The sequence below is a fragment of the Bradyrhizobium sp. USDA 4369 genome (assembly GCF_054056435.1).
The window spans coordinates 5,947,375-5,967,826 of record NZ_JBSRYH010000001.1; the positions used below are offsets into that span (position 1 = coordinate 5,947,375).

Here is a 20,452-nt window from a genome sequence, read left to right on the forward strand (position 1 = left end):
AGGTGATCAGCCCTTGAGCGCCGCGATCAGCTTCGCGGCGTTCTCTTCCAGCACCTTCGGGTCTTCCTTGCGGCTCGCCGGCGGGAGCAGGGAATCGCCATTGTGGCGCGGCATCACGTGAACATGCAGGTGAAACACCATCTGCCCGCCGGCATGTTCGTTGAACTGCTGCACGGTGATGCCGTCGGCGGCAAACGCGGTCTTGGCGGCGCGGGCGATGGTGCGCACGGCGCGGCCGACATGGAGATAATCCTCCTCGCTGATGTCGAGGATGTTGCGCGCCGGGGCCTTCGGGATCACCAGCGTATGGCCGGGTACGCGCGGCATGATGTCGAGGAACGCCAGCACATGGTCATTCTCATAGACCTTGGTGCAGGGGAATGCGCCGCGCAGGATCTTCGCGAACGGGTTGTTGGGATCGTAGGCGGTCATGGGCAGTCCCTCGGCGGTTCCTCTGATGTCGCGCCTTACTTTCACCGGCGCGTGCCGCAGGTCAAGAAGGCTCGTCGGCGCCCTTGCGGAACGGCGCGGATTCGGCGAGCTCGCGGCCGACCTCCTCGACATAAGCGCGCTCGCGCTTGAGATAGTCGTCGACGGCGCGGCGCAGGCCGCGATCGGCAATGTAGTGCGCCGAGTAGGTGGTCTGCGGCAGGTAGCCGCGCGCGATCTTGTGCTCGCCCTGCGCGCCGGCCTCGACAACCCCGAGCTTGTGCGCAATGGCGAAATCGATCGCCTGATAGTAGCAGACCTCGAAATGCAGGAACGGGTGATGCTCGATGGCGCCCCAGTTGCGGCCGAACAGCGTGTCTGAGCCGATGAAGTTGATGGCGCCGGCAATCCAGCGGCCCTCGCGCTTGGCCATCACCAGCAGCACGTCCTCGGCCATGCTCTCGCCGATCAGCGCGAAGAACTTGCGGGTCAGATAGGGGCGGCCCCATTTGCGCGAGCCGGTCTCCATGTAGAAATCGAAGAAGGCGTCCCAGGCGTCCTCGGTGATGTCCTTGCCGGTTAGCCAGTGGATGGTGATGCCGTCCGCGAGGGCGTCCCGCCGCTCCCGCTTCATCGCCTTGCGATGACGCGAGTTCAAGGTCGCGAGGAAATCGTCGAAGGTTGAAAAACCCTGGTTGTGCCAGTGGAACTGCTGGTCGGTGCGCTGCAGGAACCCCTGCGCCGCGAGCAGGTCCCATTCCGGCTTCTGGGCGAAGGTGACATGGACCGAGGAGGCTTCGCTGATCCCGCACAGCGCCTTGAGCCCCTGGGTGAGGGCGTTGCCGATGACCTCGCGATCCTGATCAGCGCGGATCAGGAGCCGTGGTCCGGTGGCCGGCGTGAAGGGAACAGAGACTTGCAGCTTGGGATAATAGCGCCCGCCGGCGCGCTCATAGGCGTCGGCCCAGCCGCGGTCGAACACGTATTCGCCCTGCGAGTGGGACTTCAGATAGCAGGGCACGACGCCGAGGATCTCGTCGCTTCGTTTCGCGACCAGATGGCGCGGCGCCCAGCCGGTGCGCAAGGTGGCCGAGCCGGAGGCCTCCAGCGCCGAGAAAAACGCGTGCGAGACAAACGGATTATAGGCGCGGCCGCAGGGAGGAGATGAGCCGGGCGGCACGCGGCCATCGGGATTGGCGCAGGCATCCCAGGCGGCGGACGGGATCTCGCTGACCCCGGGGACGGCTTCGAGCGTAATCTCAGGTAAGGTCATAGAACCCTTGAAACAGCGCCGACGAAGGCGTGATCCGAAAAAGCGGAAATCGGTTTCCCGAAAAGATCATGCTCGAACAAAGAGATAAGTTCATGATGCACTCCTGTCGAAACGCATCATGTTCCAGGGAACGCTCAGCCGAGACGCCCGGATTGCCATCCCTTCAAGATCGTGCATCGCAGCAGCGAGTTCAAGGCCGGCGTCAGCTCTCCGGCGTAAAGCCCTCAAAGATCATCTGATCCGCATGGCGGGCCGCGGTCGCGCGCTGCTCAGGCGTGCGCACCGTCCAGGTCAAAAGCGGGCAGCCGAACAGGTTCCGCGCGATCCAGGGCGGGGCGGCCGGCAGCTGTTGTACCCAATAGGCGACGAAGTGCGGCTGGGTGCTGAAGCCATGCTTGAGATGCAGCATGCTGTCGCGCTTCGCCTGGGTCAGCTTGGCCCAATAGCCGTCGTCATAGGTGCGCTGGGCGACGATTCCCCGCGTCAGGTTCGGCATGATCTCGCGCAATGCGAGCACCTGGTCGGGATCGAACGACATGCCCACCACAGGGCCGCCGTAAGAGGCGAGCACCTCGGCCATGCGCCGGACCAGCCGGCGGTCGCCCTGGAACGTGCTCTTGACCTCGACCACCAGCGGCACGCGGCCGGCGATGAGATCGCAGAGCTCGCTGAGCGTCATCATCCGCTCGTCGGTCTGCTTGAATGTGACGGCTTTGAGTTCTGACGCGGTCTTCTCGATCAGGAGCCCGGAGCCCTGGGTCAGGCGTCCAAGCTCGTAATCATGATGTACCATCGCCTCGCCGTCGGCGGACAGCTGAATGTCGCATTCGATCGCGAACCGGCCGGCGACCGCGCCGCGCGCAGCGGCCGGCATGTTCTCGATGATGCCGCAGCTCGCATCGTGCAGACCGCGATGGGCGACGGGGCGGGCCGTCAGCCAGTCAGGTGCGCGCATTCGCCCCGTCCATGCTTTGTTTATTCAATGCTTTGTTTATTCAATCTCGAAAACGCCTTCGACCTCGACGGCCGCGTCCGACGGCAGCGACGACACGCCGACGGTGGTCCGGGCGTGCCGGCCCTTGTCACCGAACACGGCGACCATCAGGTCCGAGGCGCCGTTGAGGACTTTCGGGCCGTCGACGAAGTCCGGTGCCGAATTGACGAAGCCGCCGAGACGCACCACGCGGACGACCTTTTCGAGGTCGCCGACCGCCGCCTTGACCTGCGCCAGCAGGTTGATGCCGCAGCCCTTGGCCGCCGCGTAGCCTTCCTCGATCGACAGATTGCCGCCAAGCTTGCCGGCCGCGATCAGCTTGCCGTCGGCGCCAAGGCAGACCTGCCCGGACACAAACAGCAGGTTGCCGGTGCGCACGAACGGGACGTAATTGGCCACCGGTGCCTTCGGCGCTGGCAATGTGATGCCCTGAGCCGCCAGATTCTGTTCAACCGTACCCGCCATATCAAATCCCCGTTCTGTCGCCTGGATGCCGATCGCCTGCCGGATCGCGGCCCTGTTTGGCGCAGTTGCCAGGGACATGCAAGCCGCGGCCACAGGCGCTGAAGCGCCGCCGGGATCGCACGTTTCCGTGAGCCAGCCGCAGTTGCGACGTATTGCAGCGGTCTTTAATGTGACGCTTCAACGAGACATCCCGCGAGGATAACGCATGGCTCATTCGTTTCGACTGTCGCTGGGAGCGCTGGCTGTTGCGGCGATCACCTTCGGCCCGGCGCAGGCCGGGGCGGGAGTGCCGTTCCTGCCGCATCAGGCGCTTTACGAGCTGAGCCTCGTCAAGTCGCGGGGATCGAGCCCGGTCAACAGCGCCCGCGGCCGCATCCTCTACAATTTTACGGGCAATGCCTGTAACGGCTACACGTCGGACTTCCGCCAGGTCTCCGAACTTGATCTCGGCGAAGGCAAGGTGACGCTGAGCGACCTGCGCTCCACCGCATGGGAGGATGGCGCCGGCAAGAGCTATCGCTTCAAGATCGACTCGCGCATGAACGACCAGCCGTCCAGCCCGGTCGACGGCATCGCCGAGCGCACCGGTGACCACATCACCGTCAAGCTCAAGCTGCCCGAAGCAAAGACCTTCACGCTCGACGGCGCCACCGTGTTCCCGACCGAGCAGATCAAACGCATCATCGCCGCGGCCCGCGAAGGCAAGTCGCTGCTGGAATTGTCGGTCTATGACGGCTCCGATAATGGCGAGAAGGTCTACAATACGCTCACCGTGATCGGCGCGCCGATGTCGGCCGACAAGGCGGCGGCCAAGCCCGATGCCTCCACGGCCAGCGACGAGCTGAAGACGCTGACACGCTGGCCGGTCACGGTCAGCTATTACGATCGCGATGCCAAGCGGACCGAAGGCGAGCAGACGCCAGTCTATGCGATGTCGTTCGAACTATACGAGAACGGCGTCTCGCGCGCGCTTGTGCTCGACTACAATGATTTCGTCATCGCCGGCGCGCTCGGCAAGTTCGACGTCAAGGACAGCAAGGACACTAAGCCCTGCAGCAACTGACGCGCGGGGCCTCAGTCCGCCGTTTCCGGGCCGCCATAGGCGATGCCGCGAATGATCGCGGCCTGGCCGAATTTCTTGCGCAGCGCGTCCATCGCGCGCTCGGCCGAGGCCGAGCGACGGTCCAGCATGTCGGTGTCCGACGCCTCGGAGCCTGGACGCAGCGCGCTGACGCCGGCGCCCATCAGCCGGAACGCCGTGCCGTCGGTCTCGCGCGCCAGCATCTCCTTGCAGACGGCGAAGATCTTGCCGGCAAGCTGCGTGGGGGCCGGGATCGACTGTGAGCGGGTGCGCTGGCGGAAATCGGCGGTTTTCAGCTTCAGCGTGATGGTTGAGCCGGCGAGTTGGCTCGCCTTCAGCCGTGCCGACACCTTCTCCGACAGCCGCCACAGCCGTTTTTCCAGCGTCGCATAATCGCGAATGTCGGTCTCGAAGGTGGTTTCGCTCGAGATCGTCTTGGCGCCGCGATCGGCCACCACCTTGCGATCGTCGATGCCGCGCGCCAGCCGCCACAGCCTGCGGCCTTCGCCGCCGAACTGCTTCATCAGCTCGATCTCGTCGGCGCGCTGCAGCTCGGCGATGCTGCGGAAGCCGTGTTGCGCGAGGCGCTGCTGGGTCGCGGGCCCGACGCCGAAGATGAAGCCGACCGGCTTGTCCGCCAGCATCTGACAGGCCTGTTCCTGGTCCAGCGCGGCGAAGCCGCGGGGCTTGTCGAGGTCGGAGGCGATCTTGGCCAGGAACTTGTTGCAGGACAGTCCGACCGAGACCGTGATGCCGATCGTCTGCTCGACCTCGCGGGCGAACCGCGCCAGCACCTTGGCCGGGATCATGCCGTGGACCCGCTCGGTGCCGGCGAGATCCAGGAAGGCCTCGTCGATCGACAGCGGCTCGACCAGCGGCGTCAGCGCCTGCATCGCCTGCCGGACCTCGCGACCGACGCGGACATATTTCGCCATGTCCGGGGGAATGACGGCCGCCGCGGGGCACAGCTCCAGCGCCTTGAACATCGGCATCGCCGAGCGCACGCCGTAGGTGCGGGCGATGTAGCAGGCTGCCGACACCACCCCGCGCTTGCCGCCACCGATGATCACCGGACGGTCGGCGATGTCGGGATTGTCGCGCTTCTCGACCGTGGCGTAGAACGCATCGCAGTCGATATGCGCCAATGTCAGCGCGGGCAAGGCGTCGTGGCGGACCAGGCGCGGCGAGCCGCAGGCGGTGCAGCGGCGCGTGCCGAAGTCCAGGTCCGTCAGACAGTCGCGACAGAAGCAGGTCGGACGGCTGACCCCGCGCGACGCTCCCTCTGGCGCAACCGCTGTCACGGCACGTCGCGCTCCCACTGTCGGTCGCCCAATACCTGCCTTGCTGCCATGATATTGGTCGGATGTAACTTGGAGCTGGCGGCAAAAGCCTTTACCGTCTCATCATCGCGCAGCACGAAATCGAGCACGCTGGCCAGGAAGTTCGGGTCGGCCGCCGAGGATCGCAGCGTCTCCGGCCCAATCCCGGTCTCAGCCAGGAACCGGCCGATCCGTTCGGGATCCCCAGCCAGGAAAGAGAGCGCCTGAACTGCAACGATTTCAGCGACTTCGCGAGGATTTCGAACTGGCTTTTTCAACGGAGCATTTGCCTTTCCGTTAACTTGTCGTCTCTACTTTGGGCCCATCATGCCCGAGTCTTCGGAATGGGTTCAAGCAAGTGGAAACCATCTCGGGGAAAGATCGAATACCGACTTAACGGCTTAGAACGAATCTGGGGCTAGTTTGAATTAGATGAGTAGCGGTGGACAGGCGTCCGCCGGAGGGCATGCCGGTGTCAGTGATTCGGAGGGGCGGATGGGCAAGACCGTCCTGATCGTGGAGGACAACGAGCTCAACATGAAGCTCTTCCGCGATCTGTTGGAGGCCCACGGATATCAGACATCCGGGACCTCCAGCGGCGTGGAGGCGCTCGACATCGTGCGCCGGACCCGTCCCGATCTGATCCTGATGGATATTCAATTGCCCCAGGTCTCCGGCCTCGAGGTGACGCGCTGGATCAAGGATGATCCGGATCTGCGCGCCATCCCGGTGGTGGCGGTGACGGCTTTTGCCATGAAGGGCGACGAGGAGCGCATCCGCGAGGGTGGCTGCGAAGCCTATCTTTCCAAACCGATTTCGGTCGGAAAATTCATTGAAACGGTACGCCGCTTTATCGGCTAGGGAGTTCCTGCAGTGTCCGCGCGCATTCTTGTGGTCGACGACGTCCCGGCCAACGTGAAGCTGTTGGAGGCACGGCTGTCGGCCGAGTATTTCGACGTGCTGACCGCCTCCAACGGCGCCGAAGCGCTGCAGATCTGCCAGCGCGCCGAATGCGACATCATCCTGCTCGACGTCATGATGCCGGACATGGACGGCTTCGAGGTCTGCCGCCGGCTGAAGTCGAATCCGGCCACGCATTTCATTCCGGTCGTGATGGTGACGGCGCTCGACAGCCCGTCCGACCGCGTCCGCGGGTTGGAGGCGGGGGCTGACGATTTCCTGACCAAGCCGGTGTCCGATGTCGTGCTGATCGCGCGCGTGCGCTCGCTGACGCGACTCAAGATGATGACCGACGAGCTGCGGATGCGGGCGCTGACCTCGCTCGAGATCGGCGTGCAGGCGCCGGAGCGCAACGCGGTGGCCGACACGGGCAAGGGCGGGCGCATTCTCCTGGTCGATGACCGGCCGTCCTCCTATGAGCGGCTCGGGCCGATGCTGGCGGCCGAGCATTCCGTCGATGTCGAGCCCAATCCGTCCGAGGCCGTGTTCAACGCCGCCGAAGGCAATTACGACCTCGTTATCGTCTCGCTCGATCTCGACGATTTCGACGGGCTGAGGCTGTGCAGCCAGCTGCGCTCGCTGGAGCGCACCCGGCACGTGCCGATCCTGGCCATTGCCGAGGCCGAGAACAACACGCGCCTGCTGCGCGGGCTCGAGATCGGCGTCAACGACTATCTGCTGCGGCCGGTCGACAAGAACGAGCTGATGGCGCGCGCACGCACCCAGATCCGCAAGCGCCGTTACACGGATCATCTGCGCGACAATGTGCAGAACTCGATCGAAATGGCGATCACCGATGCGCTGACCGGGTTGCACAATCGCCGCTACATGGAGACCCATCTGGCGACGCTGGCGGACCAGGCGGCGAGCCGCGGCAAGCCGCTGGCGCTGATGATGCTCGACATCGATTACTTCAAGGCCATCAACGACACCTACGGCCATGATGCCGGCGACGACGTGCTGCGCGAGTTCGCGATGCGCGTGCGCAAATCGATCCGCGGCATCGATCTCGCCTGCCGCTATGGCGGCGAGGAGTTCGTGATCGTGATGCCCGAGACTGACCTCCACGTCGCCGGCATGGTCGCCGAGCGGCTGCGCCGTTCGGTCGCCAACGAGCCGTTCGCGGTGAACAAGGGCGAGAAGCGCATCGCGGTCACGACCTCGATCGGCATCTCCACGCTGGAGCAGAAGGGCGAGCCGGTCGCCGACGTGATGAAGCGCGCCGACACCGCGCTCTACCGCGCCAAGAACGACGGCCGCAACCGCGCGGTGGCGATCGCCCCGGTGCATCAGCCGCAATTCCTGCCGCAGGCCGCCGGCCGCGGCCGCTGAGGGCAGGGCGGCGGCTACGGAAAATACGATTGTCGTCCAGCCCTGACCAAGTGCAGCTCCAAATCCCGGTCGGGTGTGGAGGGGATGCTGAGGGGCTTGGTGAGTGCGGCGGGGAGATCGATCTCGCAACGCTCTGGCCCGTTGCGATAGACGAGGGTGCTTCGCGAAATTCGTAATGTGATGTTCGAGTTCCGCTGCGGATCGTCGGACCACCGGTCCAGCGCCGCGATGCTCTCTGGCCCGGCAATCCCCTGGAGCGCTTTGACCCCCTCAAGAAGCCACCGGGCTCGTCGAGTCTCGTAGAAAATGAACCAGGGAAGGCGCTGGGACCAAACATCATCTTGGCCAGCCATTGACCGGATATGCGCGCGCGTGCGCTGAAGCTCGATCGTGCAGTTTCGCACATGGCGACGAACATTCGGAAGCCATGGCGAAAACAGCAGAACGCCAGGTAACGCGTAACGCATATTGCCGGTCTTGGTTCGCTGCCACGGCCACGGGCTGTCCCGGCCTGTGTCGGCTGACCGGACGAACAGCAAGCCCTTTGTCTTGCGGATGAAGGGCCAGAAATTGCGCGCGGGCGATCTGCGAATGGCCTTGTGGAGCTGTACGACGGCAAGCGTGACCGGAGCCGCCTGAGCCAACACCTTGAGCTTGCCCCCAAGTTTTATCCAGGTCTGAGTTCGTTCGGGCGGTTGGATGTGCCCATTCGGGCGGTGGTAGCGGCGGGAGCTGGCACGGAGCTCTCGACATAGCGCAGCGTCAGATCCCGACGCGGATTGAAGGTTGCGGCGAACTCGGACGGCGTTTTCCACCCGAGCTGCGAGTGCGGTCGTTCATCATTGTAGTCGGTCCGCCAGCATTGGAGCGCGACGCGGGCCTGGGCGAGCGAGGTGAAGAGCGTCTCGTTCAGCAGTTCATCCCGCAGGCGGCCGTTGAAGCTCTCGATGAAGGCGTTCTGCATGGGTTTGCCTGGCGCGATGTAGTGCCAGGCGACACGGCTCTGATCGGTCCATCTCAGGATGGCATTGCTGGTGAGCTCGCTGCCGTTGTCGCTCACCACCATCCTGGGCTTGCCGCGCTCGGCGACCAGCCGGTCCAGCTCCCGAGCGACCCGGGCGCCCGAGAGTGAGGTGTCGGCCACCAGCGCCAGGCACTCGCGAGTGCAGTCGTCGACCACGGTCAGGATGCGGAAGCGCCGGCCATCGGTCATCTGATCCGACACGAAGTCGAGCGACCAGCGATCATTCAGGAGCAGCGGCGCCGTCATCGGCGCTCGTGTCCCGAGGGCGCGCTTGCGGCCACCTCTGCGGCGCACCGTGAGCCGCTCCTCCCGGTACAGTCGGAACAGCTTCTTGTGATTGACCAGGTAGCCCTCTCGCTTGAGCAGGACGTGCAGGCGACGATAGCCGAAGCGGCGGCGCTCGTGGGCGATCGCCCTCATGCGCTGCCGCAGCCCGGCATCATCGACCCGGCTCGTCTGATATCTGACCGTCATGCGGCAGCAGCCGATGGCTTTACACGCCCGCCGTTCGCTCATCCCATGAACGCCCACGAGATGTGCGACAGCTTTCCGCTTCGCCGCGGGCGTCACCACTTCTTTCCCAGGAGATCCTTCAGCGCGGCATTGTCCAGCATGGCGTCTGCCAGCAGCCGCTTCAGCCGCGTGTTCTCGTCCTCCAGCGTCTTCAGCCGCTTGGCCTCCGAGACGTCCATTCCACCAAACTTGGCCTTCCATTTGTAAATGCTGGCATCGCTCACGCCATGCTTGCGGCACAGATCGGCGACCGGAACGCCAGCCTCGTGCTCCTTCAAAATCCCGATGATCTGCTCTTCCGTAAAGCGGCTGCGCTTCATGCTCTGGTCCTCGTTGCGGGCCAGAACGAACTTCAAACTGGATTATGCCTGAGGGGCAAGGTCAACCTCGATGGCCAGTTCAACGTGCTCGCTGTGATCTCGGACGTAGTCCTCCACGAGGCGGCGGTTCAATCCGCGAAGATACTCGCGATAGGTCCGCATCTGCGCATCATATGGATCGGCTGTTCGATCATGCATCGCTTTCACGTCCGAGGCATACCCATTGGATCGCAACGGATATTACACGATACGGTCGCCATGATCCGCGTTGAGTAGAACGCGACTAGTTTCCTATTGTTTTCGTTCTCGGCCAAAATGAACGAGAGTCGATCAGATCTTCGATCAACACAGCTGACGCCGGCGTTCGGTCGTCATGCCAGTTGGGTTGTTGTTAGCTAAGGCCAACTCGCCTTCAGGATGCACATCCGCGACATGTCGCTTGATATCCTTCGTTCCTCATGGTATCAACATGCCATGAGCAACTCGGTGCACATGATGAACTTCGACCACATGACCCGCTTCGGCTGGGCCGTGGGAGGATTCGTGCGCTAGGACGTCAACGACGCGCTCTGTCCACCAGGCCCCGCCGGCATCGGACGGGGCCTTTTCATTTGGCCACGCTCCCTGTCGGCACAACAGCAGGAGCAGCCGATGCCACCTTATCAGATCGATCTCACCAGCAAGAGCGCGCGCAACGCCGCGCTGCTCAGCCCCGACGCCGCGCCGTCGCAGACCGCGATGGGCGTCGCGGCGATGCCGCCGTCCGGCGATGCATCCATCGCCGCGCCGAACGAGGCAGCGTCGGAGAACAGCGGTGCCGGGCCGCCGGGCACGCCGCTGTGGAGCCTGTTTCGCCTGCTCGCGGGAGGCTGGCGCGCGTTTCAAGACAGCCGCCGGCGCGAGCGGTTGCGCGCGAGCCTGTGCGGCCTGAGCGAACGGGAGCTGATGGATATCGGGCTCACACCCGGCGACATCGATCACATCGTCGCCTTCCGGGCGTTCGAGACGCGACGGAACGACGTGATGAATCCCTGGCAGGGCCGGGGCGTGATGTAGTTCGGAACCGCGGACCCGAAGAACATGATCCATGACGTTCTGGGGCGGATGCTGCTCGCGCTCATCAGCCCCAGCAGCAGAGAATGTCGGCCATCTGCACGCGATGGCCGGCACGAGATCATTGCGAGCGTCAGCGAAGCAATCCAGGGTCCCGCGCGACTCTGGATAGCTTCGCTGCATGCGCAATGACGGCGGAGAAGCAGGGCGTCCCGTGTGGACATGGCTGTGTCGGAGTCGATTGCGCGCAGACGTTGGCAGCGTTCGAAGCTCGGTTGATGTGGTCATCTGCGCGCGCCTGACTACATGCCTTGATTCCGCGCCATCTCCGTGCTAATTGCAAATCATGATCAACGTCGTGCGCCGCTCCAACCGTAAACATACGACCCGCTGCAGCCGGGCCGTGGGAGGAGTCGTGCGCTAGGTTTTCGACGACACGATCATTCCACCAGGCCCCGCCGGCATCGGACGGGGCCTTTTGTTTGGTCACGCTCCCTGCCGGCACCACACAGCAGGAGCGACCGATGCCACCTCAGACCCACCTCAAGATCGCGCACGACGCCACACGTCATGGGCTCGATCGTCCCAGCGCTGCGGCGAAGGCCGGGCGTGGCGTTCTGCATGCGCCGCGTCCCGATGCGCCGATCCCTGCGCAGCGCGGGGCGGCATCGGAGAAGGACGCGGCCGGGCCGCCGGGCGCGGCCGTGCCGGGCTTTTTCGGTTGGCTCGCGCGCCAATGGATCGCGTTTCAGGAGAGCCGCCGACGCCGGATGATGCGACTGCATCTGCGTGACCTGAGCGAGGCGCAGCTGATCGATATCGGGCTGAACCGCGGCGATATCGAGCACATCGCCGCGCACCGCGCGCTGGAGAATCTCAAGGACAGCACGGCGCGTCTGATGATATCGCGCGGCGTGATGTAGCTGCGCACGACGGCGCCGGCCGCGCGGGTCGTCGACAGGGTGGATCGGCTTGATCTGCCCTGGCGATGCCGCAACATGCCCCGAGGCACCGTGTATTTGGCTGGCGAGCCGTTGCCAGGCAAGGACGGAGGAGAGATGGTGCATTTCTCGACCATCAGCCGCGAGGAAGTGTAAGGAGGCTAAGACGGATGACGCAACATATCGGCATCGTCGGCTGCTCGGCCGAGGGGGCGGCGCTTTGCTATCGCACGATCTGCAAGGAGGGCGCCGACATCCTCGGCCCGCACGCCCATCCCGAGGTGTCGATGCACACGCCGTCGCTGGCCGACTACGTGGTCTGTCTCGACCGCGGCGACCTCGCGGGCGTTGCCGAACTGATGCTGGTCTCGGCGCGCAAGCTCGCGGCGGCCGGCGCGGATTTTCTCATCTGCCCGGACAACACGATTCATCAGGCGCTGCCGCTCGTGTTGCCGCGCTCACCCCTGCCATGGCTGCACATCGCCGATGAGGTCGCCCGGGAGGCCGCGAGGCGAGGTTTCGAGCAGGTCGGCATCACCGGCACGAAATGGCTCGTCGACAGCAATGTCTATCCCGACAGCCTTGCTGCGCGCGGCTTGAGGTTCTCGCGCCCGGACGAGGACGATCGCATTGCCGCGAACCGCATCATCATGGATGAGCTCGTCTACGGCCGCTTCGCGCCGCCATCCATCGCAGCGTTTCAGGCGATCATCGCGCGGCTGCAGGCGAGAGGCTGCGACGCGGTCGCGCTCGGCTGCACCGAGATTCCGCTGATCATCGACGACACCAACTCGCCCTTGCCGACCTTGGACTCGACAAGGCTGCTCGCCCGCGCGGCGCTGGCGCGGGCGGTGGCGGGATCGCAATCATCCCATCCGTGATGGATTGTGGCGGTCAACTGCGCGCCTCACGGCCATGCGCTGATCGAGACATGCCCTGACGCGCTCAAGGTCCGACACGCCTCGGGCGAGAGAAAGATCATCAGAGCTTGCGCGGGGCCGGGGGCGGCAACTCGTCTGCCGATCCCCAGCTGGCGACCCACGCTTTCGCGTCGTCCAGGGGAACGCCGAGACGGGTCTGCTTGAATGCATCGAGACGCCTGCGGTCCTCGGCCACATCGGGGCCTGCGATATCGACCACGGAATCGAGCAGTGCGACGGCCTCGGCAAGAACGGCCGCGACGTCCTGGCCGCGTTCGGCCGCCAGCTGGGACAGGCGAGCATCGGTCGTTGCATCGATTTCGATGATACGGCGGACCATATTCATGGACTGTCGAGGCATCCGGGCTTGCAGGACGGAGGCGTACAGCGCGCGTCCTCCGTTGTGGTTCGATGTCGAGCGTCACCGGAACCGCCCGGCGCGGTAGACGTTTGTCCCCTCCCAAGGAGGAGCCCCCCCGAGATGAAGAAGCTGATGTTTGCCTCTGCGCTGTCGCTGGTTGGTCTGCCGTCCTTTACCCAGGCCCAGGGCCATATGGGAACGCCGCAGGAGCAAAAGGCCTGCGCGCCCGATGCCAAGCGATTCTGCCGCAGTCAGCTCGGCGACGATTTCGCGGTCCAGAATTGCCTGACCCAGAACCGGCAGAAGCTGAGCAAGCGTTGCTCGGCCGTGTTCCAGAGCCATGGAATGTAGCGCGCCCCGCCGACTTCAGAGCAGATCGCGTCGCGTGAGCCGCCGCGCCCATCCTGGGCGCGGTGCGACGCTGACGACAGGTGGTCTATGCCGCGCGGACCTTACGCAGGAATTTCTCCAGCTCGTCCTTGAGATGATCGCTCTCGCGCGACAGCGAGTGCGCGGAGGCGAGCACCTGCGAGGACGCGGTGCCGGTGGCGTTGGCGCCCTTGCTGACGTCGCCGATATTGCTGGCGACGCGCGCGGTGCCGCCGGCGACCTCCTGGACGTTGCGCGAGATCTGCCCGGTCGCCGCGCCCTGTTGCTCGACCGCGGATGCGATGCCGGCGGCGATCTCCGAAATCTGCTGGATGGTGCCGCCGATCTGCTTGATCGAGGCGACGGAGGATTGCGTCGCGCCCTGGATGCCTTCGATCTGCTGGCCGATCTCCTCGGTGGCCTTGGCGGTCTGCGACGCCAGCGCCTTGACCTCGGAGGCGACCACGGCGAAGCCGCGGCCGGCGTCGCCGGCGCGTGCCGCCTCGATGGTCGCGTTGAGCGCCAGCAGATTGGTCTGGGCGGCGATCGAGGTGATGAGCTTCAGCACGTCACCGATGCGCTCGGCGGTGCGGGACAGTTCGCTGATGCCGACATCGGTCTGCTCGATCTGGCGCACGGCTTCCTTGGCGATGGTGGTCGATGCCGTGACCTGGCGGCCGATCTCGTTGACGGAGGACGCCATCTGCTCGGCGGCGGCGGCGACCGACTGAACGTTGGATGAGACCTGGGTCGACGCGGCCGCAGCGCTGGTCGACAGCTGCTGGTTCTGCTCGGCGGTCCTGGTCAGCGTGTTGGCCGAGACCTCCAGCGTCTGGGCGTCGGCATGGACCCGGTTGATGATCTGGCCGACCGTGGCTTCGAACTCATCGGCCATGCGGCGCATCGCCAGATACTGCTCCTTCTTGGCCGCGTCGAGATACACCGAGATCGCCAGGTCCATGTCGAGCATGGCCGCGCGGGTGATGGCGGCGTGCATTGCGGCCTTCTTCTCGCGCGCCGCCTGACCGCCGAACCAGCCATCCGACTGTTCGATCTCGATCGCCTTCTGAAGGCCGGTCACGATCAGCGAGTAGCCCGCGATGTACCAGCGCGGCTCCAGCCCCATCCGGTGGTGGGCTTGGCCGATGCGCGTTACCGATTTCACATAGGAGTCGTCGAACGCGGCGGTCGCCAGCGACATCCAATGGTCGTGCTGGGCCTGCTTGGCGTGGCGCACCGCGGCCGGGCTCGCGAACATCGTGGAGAGATGCGGAAACCGGCCGACATGGGCGTAGAACTGGTCGAGCAGGCCGGGCAGCACCCTGCCGATCAGCGGCCGCAGCTCGCGCAGCATCTCCCGGGTCGCCTGGTCGATGCCGAGGAAGTCGAGACGGGATTGCAGGCTCTGGGAATCGGTCATGCGAGATCTGCCGGGCAAGGGGGCGATGGGGGGAGGCTCTGCCTGCCAATCTGCATGGGTTTGGTTGATGGTTCCTTGCAATGGAACCGGAAACTCCAGCCCACCCACCAAAATAATACCGTTGCAGCCTGGGTCGGGTACAACCGGAGAGGGCGCGGCGGACAATAAAAAACGGGGCCGAAACGGCCCCGTCGAAGTCGTAGCTAACCGCGATCTTACTTGATCTTGGCTTCGCGGAATTCGACATGCTTGCGCGCGACCGGGTCATACTTCTTCTTGACCATCTTGTCGGTCATGGTGCGCGAGTTCTTCTTGGCAACGTAATAGAAGCCGGTGTCGGCGGTCGACACGAGCTTGACCTTGATGGTGACCGCTTTGGCCATGTCTTGAACCTCTGGAAACGAATGGGGGTGGGCACCGGCCAAAGAGGGGGCGCCGTTGGCCGGCAACCTACCCGGCCAGCCCCCAAAGTCAAGGTTGCCGGACCAGATTCTGTCCCCTCAGGACGCGAAGAACCGGTTTTTGGGCCGTGGCAGGCCCAGATTGTCGCGCAAGGTCGGCCCCTCATACTCCCTGCGGAAGATCCCGCGGCGCTGCAGCTCGGGAATCACCTTGTCGACGAAGTCATCGAGCCCTGCGGGAAGGAACGGGAACATGATATTGAAGCCGTCGGAGCCACGGCTCTCCAGCCACTCCTGCATCTGGTCGGCGATGGTCGTCGCGGTGCCGACGAAAGCGAGCCCGCCATAGCCGCCGACCCGCTGCGCCAGCTGCCGGACCGTGAGCTTGTCGCGGGCGGCGACGTCGACCAGGCGCTGGCGGCCGCTCTTGGAGGCGTTGGTCTCAGGAATCGGCGGCAGCGGGCCGTCGGGATCGAAACTGGAGGCGTCGGTGCCCAGGATGACCGAGAGCGAGGCGATGGCGCTGTCGTGGTGCACCTTGCTGTCGAGCAGCGCGCGCTTCTCCTTGGCTTCCTCGACGCTGTCGCCGACCACCACGAAGGCGCCGGGCAGGATCTTCAGATGCTCGGGGTTGCGGCCGATCTTCTCCATCCGGCCCTTGATGTCGGCATAGAGCGTCTTTCCGTCGGCCAGGCTGCCGCCGCCAGTAAAGACGGCTTCCGCGGTCTCCGCCGCGAGTTGCTTGCCGTCCTCCGAGGCGCCGGCCTGGACGATGACGGGCCAGCCCTGGACGGGGCGGGCGATGTTCAGCGGGCCGCGGACTTTCAGATATTTGCCCTTGTGGTCAAGCACGTGCATCTTCTCTGGATCGAAGAACAGCCCGCTCTCGACATCCCGCACGAAGGCGTCGTCGGCGAACGAATCCCACAGGCCGGTGACGACGTCGTAGAACTCGCGGGCGCGTCTGTAGCGCTCGGCATGCTCCATGTGGTCGTCGAGACCGAAATTCAGCGCCGCGTCCGGGTTCGCCGTCGTCACGATGTTCCAGCCGGCGCGGCCGCCCGAGATGTGGTCGAGGGAAGCGAAGCGGCGGGCGACATGATAGGGCTCGTCGAAGGTGGTCGACCCCGTCGCGATCAGGCCGATATTCTCGGTGACCGCCGACAACGCCGAGAGCAGCGTGAACGGCTCGAACGAGGTCACGGTGTGGCTGCGCTTCAGCGCATCGATCGGCATGTTCAGCACGGCCAGATGATCGGCCATGAAGAAGGCGTCGAACTTGCCGGCCTCGAGCTTGCGGATCAGCTGCTTCAGATGCGCGAAATTGAAATTGGCGTCCGGCCAGGCGCCGGGATAGCGCCACGCGCCGGTGTGGATCGAGACCGGGCGCATGAAGGCGCCGAGCTTGAGTTGACGAGGGGCCATGGAGTGGGGTCCGCGGGTGGTTGCGCTGGAAGAAATAGATGGGAACTGCGCGACCACACGCCAGTCACGATGCCCAGAACGATTTGCTGATTTGGGCCGGACTGAGAGAACAAACCCCGTCATTGCGAGCGGAAGCGAAGCAATCCAGGGCTGCACGAGGACTCTGGATTGCTTCGTCGCTGCGCTCCTCGCAATGACGCCAGCCAGCGCTCAGCCGCCCAGCAGGTCCTTCTGCATCTTGCCGCCGTAGAAGTGGAAGAACGGCACCGGCGCGTCATGGCGCAATGGGCCGGTGGCGAGGCGGCGGTCGAGCTCGTTCAGCACGTTCTTGGTCATCGGATGCAAATCGGCGAGCGGCTTGGAGCCGAGCTCGACCCAGACCAGCTCGACCAGTTCGGCATCGGCGTGCACCACGCCGTCGACGCGGTGGGCGATGGCGGAGGCGTCGGCGGTGAAGAAGCGGGTGTCGAAGCGCTTGATGCGGCCGGGCGGGGTGATGGCGCGGGCGATCAGATAGAGGCCGGAGGGATCGGGCAGCAGGCCGGCCTCGGCGAACGGCGCCCAGGGACCTTGAAGCTGACCGTCGAGCTTCGGCGCGGGGCCGTCGATCTTGCGGCCGAGGCAGAGACCCGTCTCCTCGCAGGCCTCGCGGATCGCGGCAATCGCCAGCGATTTCGCGCGCGACGCCGTCGTCTGCGGCTTGCCTTTGAACAAATTGGCTTCGAGCTCGGCCGGCATGGGTGCGGCGACGGGGATGCGGTGATCGGTCTTGTCGACGCGGCCGCCGGGGAAGACGAACTTGCCGGGCATGAACACGACCTTGTCGTGGCGCTTGCCGACCAGCACCTTGGGCACCGCGCCGCTGCGATCGACCAGGATCAAGGTCGCCGCATCGCGCGGCTTGGTGTAGGGATGATGATCCGCTTCCTTCTCGGCGGGCTTACCCGCCGGTGCGTCCGTCGCCTGTGCCGTCTCGCTCATGTCCCCCCGCTTTTTCTTGTTTGTTGATCGTCTGGTCGTTCAGACCGGCGGAATGCCTTCCACCGGATTGTCGTCGAAGCCGTGCATGCGGAACGCCCATTGCAGCCCGACGACGGCGCCCTTGACCGGTTGCAGCAGCGCGAGCGAGGCGATCAAGGTCACCGGCAGATAGATCGCGAGCTGCAGCGCCACCGGCGGCGCGTAGTTGGTCTCGATCGACAGAGCCATCGGCACGACGATGTGGCCGACGATGACGATCACGAGATAGGCGGGCAGGTCGTCGGCGCGATGACCAGAGAAATCCTGGCCGCAGCGATCGCAATTGTCTGCAACTTTGAGGAACGCACGGAACAGTCTGCCCTCTCCGCAGCGCGGGCAGCGGCCGCGCAGGCCGCGCTTCATCGCCGTCCAGACGTCGCGCTTCTCGGCGGCGCCGGCGTCACGCGTCCAAGTCTGTGGCAAGGTCTGTGGCAATGCGCGGGGCGTTGAACTCATGACGTCCATGATCTGCCTTTCTTCGATGTGCCGGGCTTGCGTTTTGCGCCTGCCTTTTGGCTTTTCTTGCGGCCTTTTTCCTTGTGCCGCGGACGAGCGTCGGCCTTGGTCGCCTTGGCTTTCGTCTTGGTATTCCCCTTGGCGGTACTCTTGCGCCGGGGTCCTGCGCCGCGTGGGTGGCGCGAGACCAGCACGTCGGCCTGCGTCAGCAGCTCGAAGCGCAGCGCGCCGGCCACCGGTTGAGCTTCTACCAGACGCACGTCGACGACGTCACCCAGCCGGTGCATGGCACCGCTGCGCTGGCCGATCAGCGCATGCCGGGTCTCGTCATAGTCGAAATATTCCGTGCCGAGGGTGCGGATCGGAACCAGGCCGTCGGCGCCGGTCTCGTCGAGCTTGATGAAGAGGCCCGCGCGGGTAACGCCGGAGATGCGGCCCTGGAAGGTGGCGCCGACGCGGTCGGCGAGGTGGTGCGCGATCAGCCGGTCGGCGGTCTCGCGCTCGGCCTTCATCGCGCGCCGCTCGGTCACCGAGATCTGCGCCGCGACCTCGGCAAGATGATCCGGCGTCTCGCTGTCGGGCAGGGCGCCGTCGCCGAGGTTCAGCGCGCGCAACAGGCCGCGATGCACGACGAGGTCGGCGTAGCGGCGGATCGGCGAGGTGAAGTGGGCGTAGCGGCGCAGGTTGAGGCCGAAATGCCCGTAATTGTCCGTGGAGTATTCCGCCTGGGCCTGCGAGCGCAGCACGACCTCGTTGACGAGATGTTCATAGTCCTGGCCCGCGACGAGCGTCAGCACGCGGTTGAACAGTGACGGCCTGAGCGCTCCGCTCTTGGCAAAGGGCACGTCGAGCGTCTTGAGAAATTCCTGCAGCGCATGGATCTTCTCCACCGTCGGCTCGTCGTGCACGCGGTAGATCAAGGGGAGCGCCTTCTTCTCCAGCAGTTCGGCCGCGGCCACGTTGGCCGAGATCATGAACTCCTCGATCAGTCTGTGGGCGTCGAGGCGCTCGGGCACGACGACGCGGTCGACCGTGCCGTCTGTCTTGAGCAGGATCTTGCGCTCGGGAATGTCGAGGTCGAGCGGATCGCGCGCGTCGCGGCCGCGCTTGGCGATCTCGTAGGCCGCGTAGAGCGGCTTCAGGATCGGCTCGAGCAGGGGACCGGTGACGTCGTCCGGCTTGCCGTCGATCGCCGCCTGCGCCTGCGCGTAGGACAGTTTTGCAGCCGAGCGCATCAGCACGCGGTGGAACGAGTGCGAGCGCTTGCGGCCATCGGCCCCGATCACCATCCGCACGGCGAGCGCGCCGCGTGCCTCGCCCGGCACCAGCGAGCACAGATTGTTGGAGATGCGCTCCGGGAGCATCGGCACGACGCGGTCGGGGAAGTACACCGAATTGCCGCGGATCAGCGCGTCGCGATCGAGCGCCGATCCCGGCCGCACATAATAGGCGACGTCGGCGATCGCGACGTGGAGGATGAAGCCGCCAGGGTTGCTCGGATCGGGATCCGGCTCGGCATGAACCGCGTCGTCATGATCCTTGGCATCGGGGGGATCGATCGTGACCAGCGGCAGTTCGCGCCAGTCCTCTCGGCCCTTCAGGGTGGCCGGCTGCGCGGCTTCGGCCTCGGCGATCGCCGCGGCCGAGAAGTCCATCGGGATCTCGTGGGCGTGGATCGCGATCAGGCTGATGGCCTTCTCGGTGGCGACGGACCCGTAGCGCTCCTTCACCCGACCCGCGGGCAGGCCATAGCCGCGGCCGCGCAACAGGTCGACGCTGATGAGATCGCCGTCCTTGGCGTCCCTGGTGTCGCCGGGCGCGATCGCGAGCTCGCGTCCCGCCTGCTTCTTGTCGACGGGGATCAGGCGGCCGCCGCCGTTGGGACTGCTCTTGAAGATGCCGAGCACGCGGTTGCGCGCCTGGTCGAGCACCTTGAGCACGCGGCCGCGATAGGCGACGCCTTCGGCATCCTTGATCGGCTCGACGCGGAGAAGCGCACGGTCACCGACGCCGGCGGTGGCGCCTGCCTTGGCGAGGCGGGAGGCGTAAATACGGATGCGCGGCGGCTCGGATTGCTCGGCCTCGTCCCATTCGGCGGGCTTGGCGATCAGCTCGCCGTCACTGTCGCGGCCGGTGATGTCCGCCACCAGCGTGGCCGGCAACGTCGCGGGCTCGACAATCTTCTTGCGGCCGCTTTTCTTGACGGTGCCGTCGGCGACGAGCTCGCGCAGCACCTGCTTGAGGGCCACGCGATCGGCGTTCTTCAGGCCGAACTCGCGGGCGATGTCCTTGGTGCCAACCTTGCCCGGATTGGCGCGGATGTAGGCGACGATGGCCTCCCGCGGAGGGAAGCCGATGTCGCGCTTTTTGCTCATT

The 20,452-nt window shown here is 65.2% G+C and carries 22 protein-coding genes and 1 pseudogene; 7 read left to right on the forward strand and 16 right to left on the reverse strand.

The features are described from left to right. Positions 1-6: 6 nt before the first annotated feature. The 4 genes from ACVIJ6_RS26975 to ACVIJ6_RS26990 form a co-directional block, all read right to left on the reverse strand. Positions 7-432 carry an HIT family protein gene (locus ACVIJ6_RS26975; RefSeq protein WP_456775190.1) on the reverse strand — a complete coding sequence of 142 codons (426 nt, stop codon included), beginning with the start codon at positions 430-432 and terminating at the stop codon, positions 7-9. Between the two features lie 61 nt (positions 433-493). Next, a complete protein-coding gene (locus ACVIJ6_RS26980) occupies positions 494-1,702 on the reverse strand; it encodes a GNAT family N-acetyltransferase (RefSeq protein ID WP_456775191.1) in 1,209 nt (402 codons plus the stop codon). A 202-nt stretch (positions 1,703-1,904) separates the two neighbouring features. After that, positions 1,905-2,657 (reverse strand): glycerophosphodiester phosphodiesterase family protein, encoded by a 753-nt coding sequence (locus ACVIJ6_RS26985; protein ID WP_456775192.1) that lies wholly within the window; start codon positions 2,655-2,657, stop codon positions 1,905-1,907. A 36-nt stretch (positions 2,658-2,693) separates the two neighbouring features. Next, positions 2,694-3,161, reverse strand: a complete 468-nt coding sequence (locus tag ACVIJ6_RS26990) for a RidA family protein (protein ID WP_456775193.1) — start codon at positions 3,159-3,161, stop codon at positions 2,694-2,696. A gap of 205 nt (positions 3,162-3,366) precedes the next feature. Between ACVIJ6_RS26990 and ACVIJ6_RS26995 the strand changes: the two genes are divergently transcribed. Next, a complete protein-coding gene (locus tag ACVIJ6_RS26995) occupies positions 3,367-4,224 on the forward strand; it encodes a cell envelope integrity EipB family protein (RefSeq protein ID WP_456775194.1) in 858 nt (285 codons plus the stop codon). A gap of 11 nt (positions 4,225-4,235) precedes the next feature. On the opposite strand, the gene ACVIJ6_RS27000 is transcribed toward ACVIJ6_RS26995, so the two are convergent. Both ACVIJ6_RS27000 and ACVIJ6_RS27005 read right to left on the reverse strand, forming a co-directional pair. Then, the gene (locus tag ACVIJ6_RS27000) at positions 4,236-5,543 is read right to left on the reverse strand and encodes a DNA polymerase IV (protein ID WP_456775195.1); all 1,308 of its coding nucleotides are present in this window, start codon (positions 5,541-5,543) and stop codon (positions 4,236-4,238) included. Next, a complete protein-coding gene (locus tag ACVIJ6_RS27005) occupies positions 5,540-5,839 on the reverse strand; it encodes a DUF3572 domain-containing protein (protein ID WP_456775196.1) in 300 nt (99 codons plus the stop codon). Before ACVIJ6_RS27005 ends, ACVIJ6_RS27000 begins: the two co-directional genes overlap by 4 nt. A gap of 217 nt (positions 5,840-6,056) precedes the next feature. On the opposite strand from ACVIJ6_RS27005, the gene ACVIJ6_RS27010 reads away from it, so the two are divergent. Further along, the gene (locus tag ACVIJ6_RS27010; RefSeq protein ID WP_012044758.1) at positions 6,057-6,422 is read left to right on the forward strand and encodes a response regulator; all 366 of its coding nucleotides are present in this window, start codon (positions 6,057-6,059) and stop codon (positions 6,420-6,422) included. A 12-nt stretch (positions 6,423-6,434) separates the two neighbouring features. Further along, a complete protein-coding gene (locus tag ACVIJ6_RS27015) occupies positions 6,435-7,853 on the forward strand; it encodes a PleD family two-component system response regulator (RefSeq protein ID WP_456775197.1) in 1,419 nt (472 codons plus the stop codon). A 14-nt stretch (positions 7,854-7,867) separates the two neighbouring features. Here the strand turns inward: ACVIJ6_RS27015 and ACVIJ6_RS27020 are convergent, their stop codons facing one another. The 3 genes and pseudogenes from ACVIJ6_RS27020 to ACVIJ6_RS27030 form a co-directional block, all read right to left on the reverse strand. After that, a complete protein-coding gene (locus ACVIJ6_RS27020; RefSeq protein ID WP_456775198.1) occupies positions 7,868-8,500 on the reverse strand; it encodes a hypothetical protein in 633 nt (210 codons plus the stop codon). Positions 8,501-8,520: 20 nt separating this feature from the next. Next, positions 8,521-9,591 carry an IS3 family transposase gene (locus tag ACVIJ6_RS27025; protein WP_456773770.1) on the reverse strand — a complete coding sequence of 357 codons (1,071 nt, stop codon included), beginning with the start codon at positions 9,589-9,591 and terminating at the stop codon, positions 8,521-8,523. Beyond that, positions 9,558-9,710, reverse strand: a pseudogene (locus tag ACVIJ6_RS27030) (transposase); the annotation flags it as partial. The pseudogene ACVIJ6_RS27030 and the gene ACVIJ6_RS27025, both read right to left, overlap by 34 nt. A 651-nt stretch (positions 9,711-10,361) precedes the next feature. On the opposite strand from ACVIJ6_RS27030, the gene ACVIJ6_RS27035 reads away from it, so the two are divergent. From ACVIJ6_RS27035 to ACVIJ6_RS27045, 3 genes are all read left to right on the forward strand, one after another. Continuing rightward, positions 10,362-10,766, forward strand: a complete 405-nt coding sequence (locus ACVIJ6_RS27035; protein ID WP_456775199.1) for a DUF1127 domain-containing protein — start codon at positions 10,362-10,364, stop codon at positions 10,764-10,766. Between the two features lie 521 nt (positions 10,767-11,287). After that, on the forward strand, positions 11,288-11,686 hold the full coding sequence (locus tag ACVIJ6_RS27040) for a DUF1127 domain-containing protein (RefSeq protein ID WP_456775200.1): 399 nt from the start codon (positions 11,288-11,290) through the stop codon (positions 11,684-11,686). A 188-nt stretch (positions 11,687-11,874) separates the two neighbouring features. Beyond that, entirely contained in the window at positions 11,875-12,585 is a 711-nt protein-coding gene (locus ACVIJ6_RS27045) for an aspartate/glutamate racemase family protein (protein ID WP_456775201.1), read from the forward strand. A gap of 100 nt (positions 12,586-12,685) precedes the next feature. Here ACVIJ6_RS27045 and ACVIJ6_RS27050 read toward each other — a convergent pair whose 3' ends face one another. Then, entirely contained in the window at positions 12,686-12,970 is a 285-nt protein-coding gene (locus tag ACVIJ6_RS27050; protein WP_456775202.1) for a hypothetical protein, read from the reverse strand. A 135-nt stretch (positions 12,971-13,105) separates the two neighbouring features. Between ACVIJ6_RS27050 and ACVIJ6_RS27055 the strand changes: the two genes are divergently transcribed. Next, positions 13,106-13,336: a hypothetical protein gene (locus ACVIJ6_RS27055; RefSeq protein WP_456775203.1), complete on the forward strand. Its 231-nt coding sequence runs from the start codon at positions 13,106-13,108 to the stop codon at positions 13,334-13,336. 85 nt (positions 13,337-13,421) lie between these two features. On the opposite strand, the gene ACVIJ6_RS27060 is transcribed toward ACVIJ6_RS27055, so the two are convergent. The 6 genes from ACVIJ6_RS27060 to rnr all read right to left on the reverse strand — a co-directional run bounded on the left by ACVIJ6_RS27060 (position 13,422) and on the right by rnr (position 20,451). Next, a complete protein-coding gene (locus ACVIJ6_RS27060; protein ID WP_456775204.1) occupies positions 13,422-14,774 on the reverse strand; it encodes a protoglobin domain-containing protein in 1,353 nt (450 codons plus the stop codon). A 215-nt stretch (positions 14,775-14,989) separates the two neighbouring features. Then, complete coding sequence (gene rpmG, locus ACVIJ6_RS27065) at positions 14,990-15,157, reverse strand: 50S ribosomal protein L33 (RefSeq protein WP_015666342.1); 168 nt, start codon at positions 15,155-15,157, stop codon at positions 14,990-14,992. 117 nt (positions 15,158-15,274) lie between these two features. Then, positions 15,275-16,600 (reverse strand): LLM class flavin-dependent oxidoreductase, encoded by a 1,326-nt coding sequence (locus ACVIJ6_RS27070; protein WP_456775205.1) that lies wholly within the window; start codon positions 16,598-16,600, stop codon positions 15,275-15,277. Between the two features lie 210 nt (positions 16,601-16,810). Beyond that, entirely contained in the window at positions 16,811-17,581 is a 771-nt protein-coding gene (locus tag ACVIJ6_RS27075; protein WP_456775206.1) for an NUDIX hydrolase, read from the reverse strand. A 39-nt stretch (positions 17,582-17,620) separates the two neighbouring features. Next, positions 17,621-18,076 carry a DUF983 domain-containing protein gene (locus ACVIJ6_RS27080; RefSeq protein ID WP_456775207.1) on the reverse strand — a complete coding sequence of 152 codons (456 nt, stop codon included), beginning with the start codon at positions 18,074-18,076 and terminating at the stop codon, positions 17,621-17,623. Continuing rightward, positions 18,073-20,451 (reverse strand): ribonuclease R, encoded by a 2,379-nt coding sequence (gene rnr, locus ACVIJ6_RS27085; RefSeq protein WP_456775208.1) that lies wholly within the window; start codon positions 20,449-20,451, stop codon positions 18,073-18,075. The genes ACVIJ6_RS27080 and rnr overlap by 4 nt, the downstream gene beginning before the upstream one ends. Between the last annotated feature and the right edge of the window lies 1 nt (position 20,452).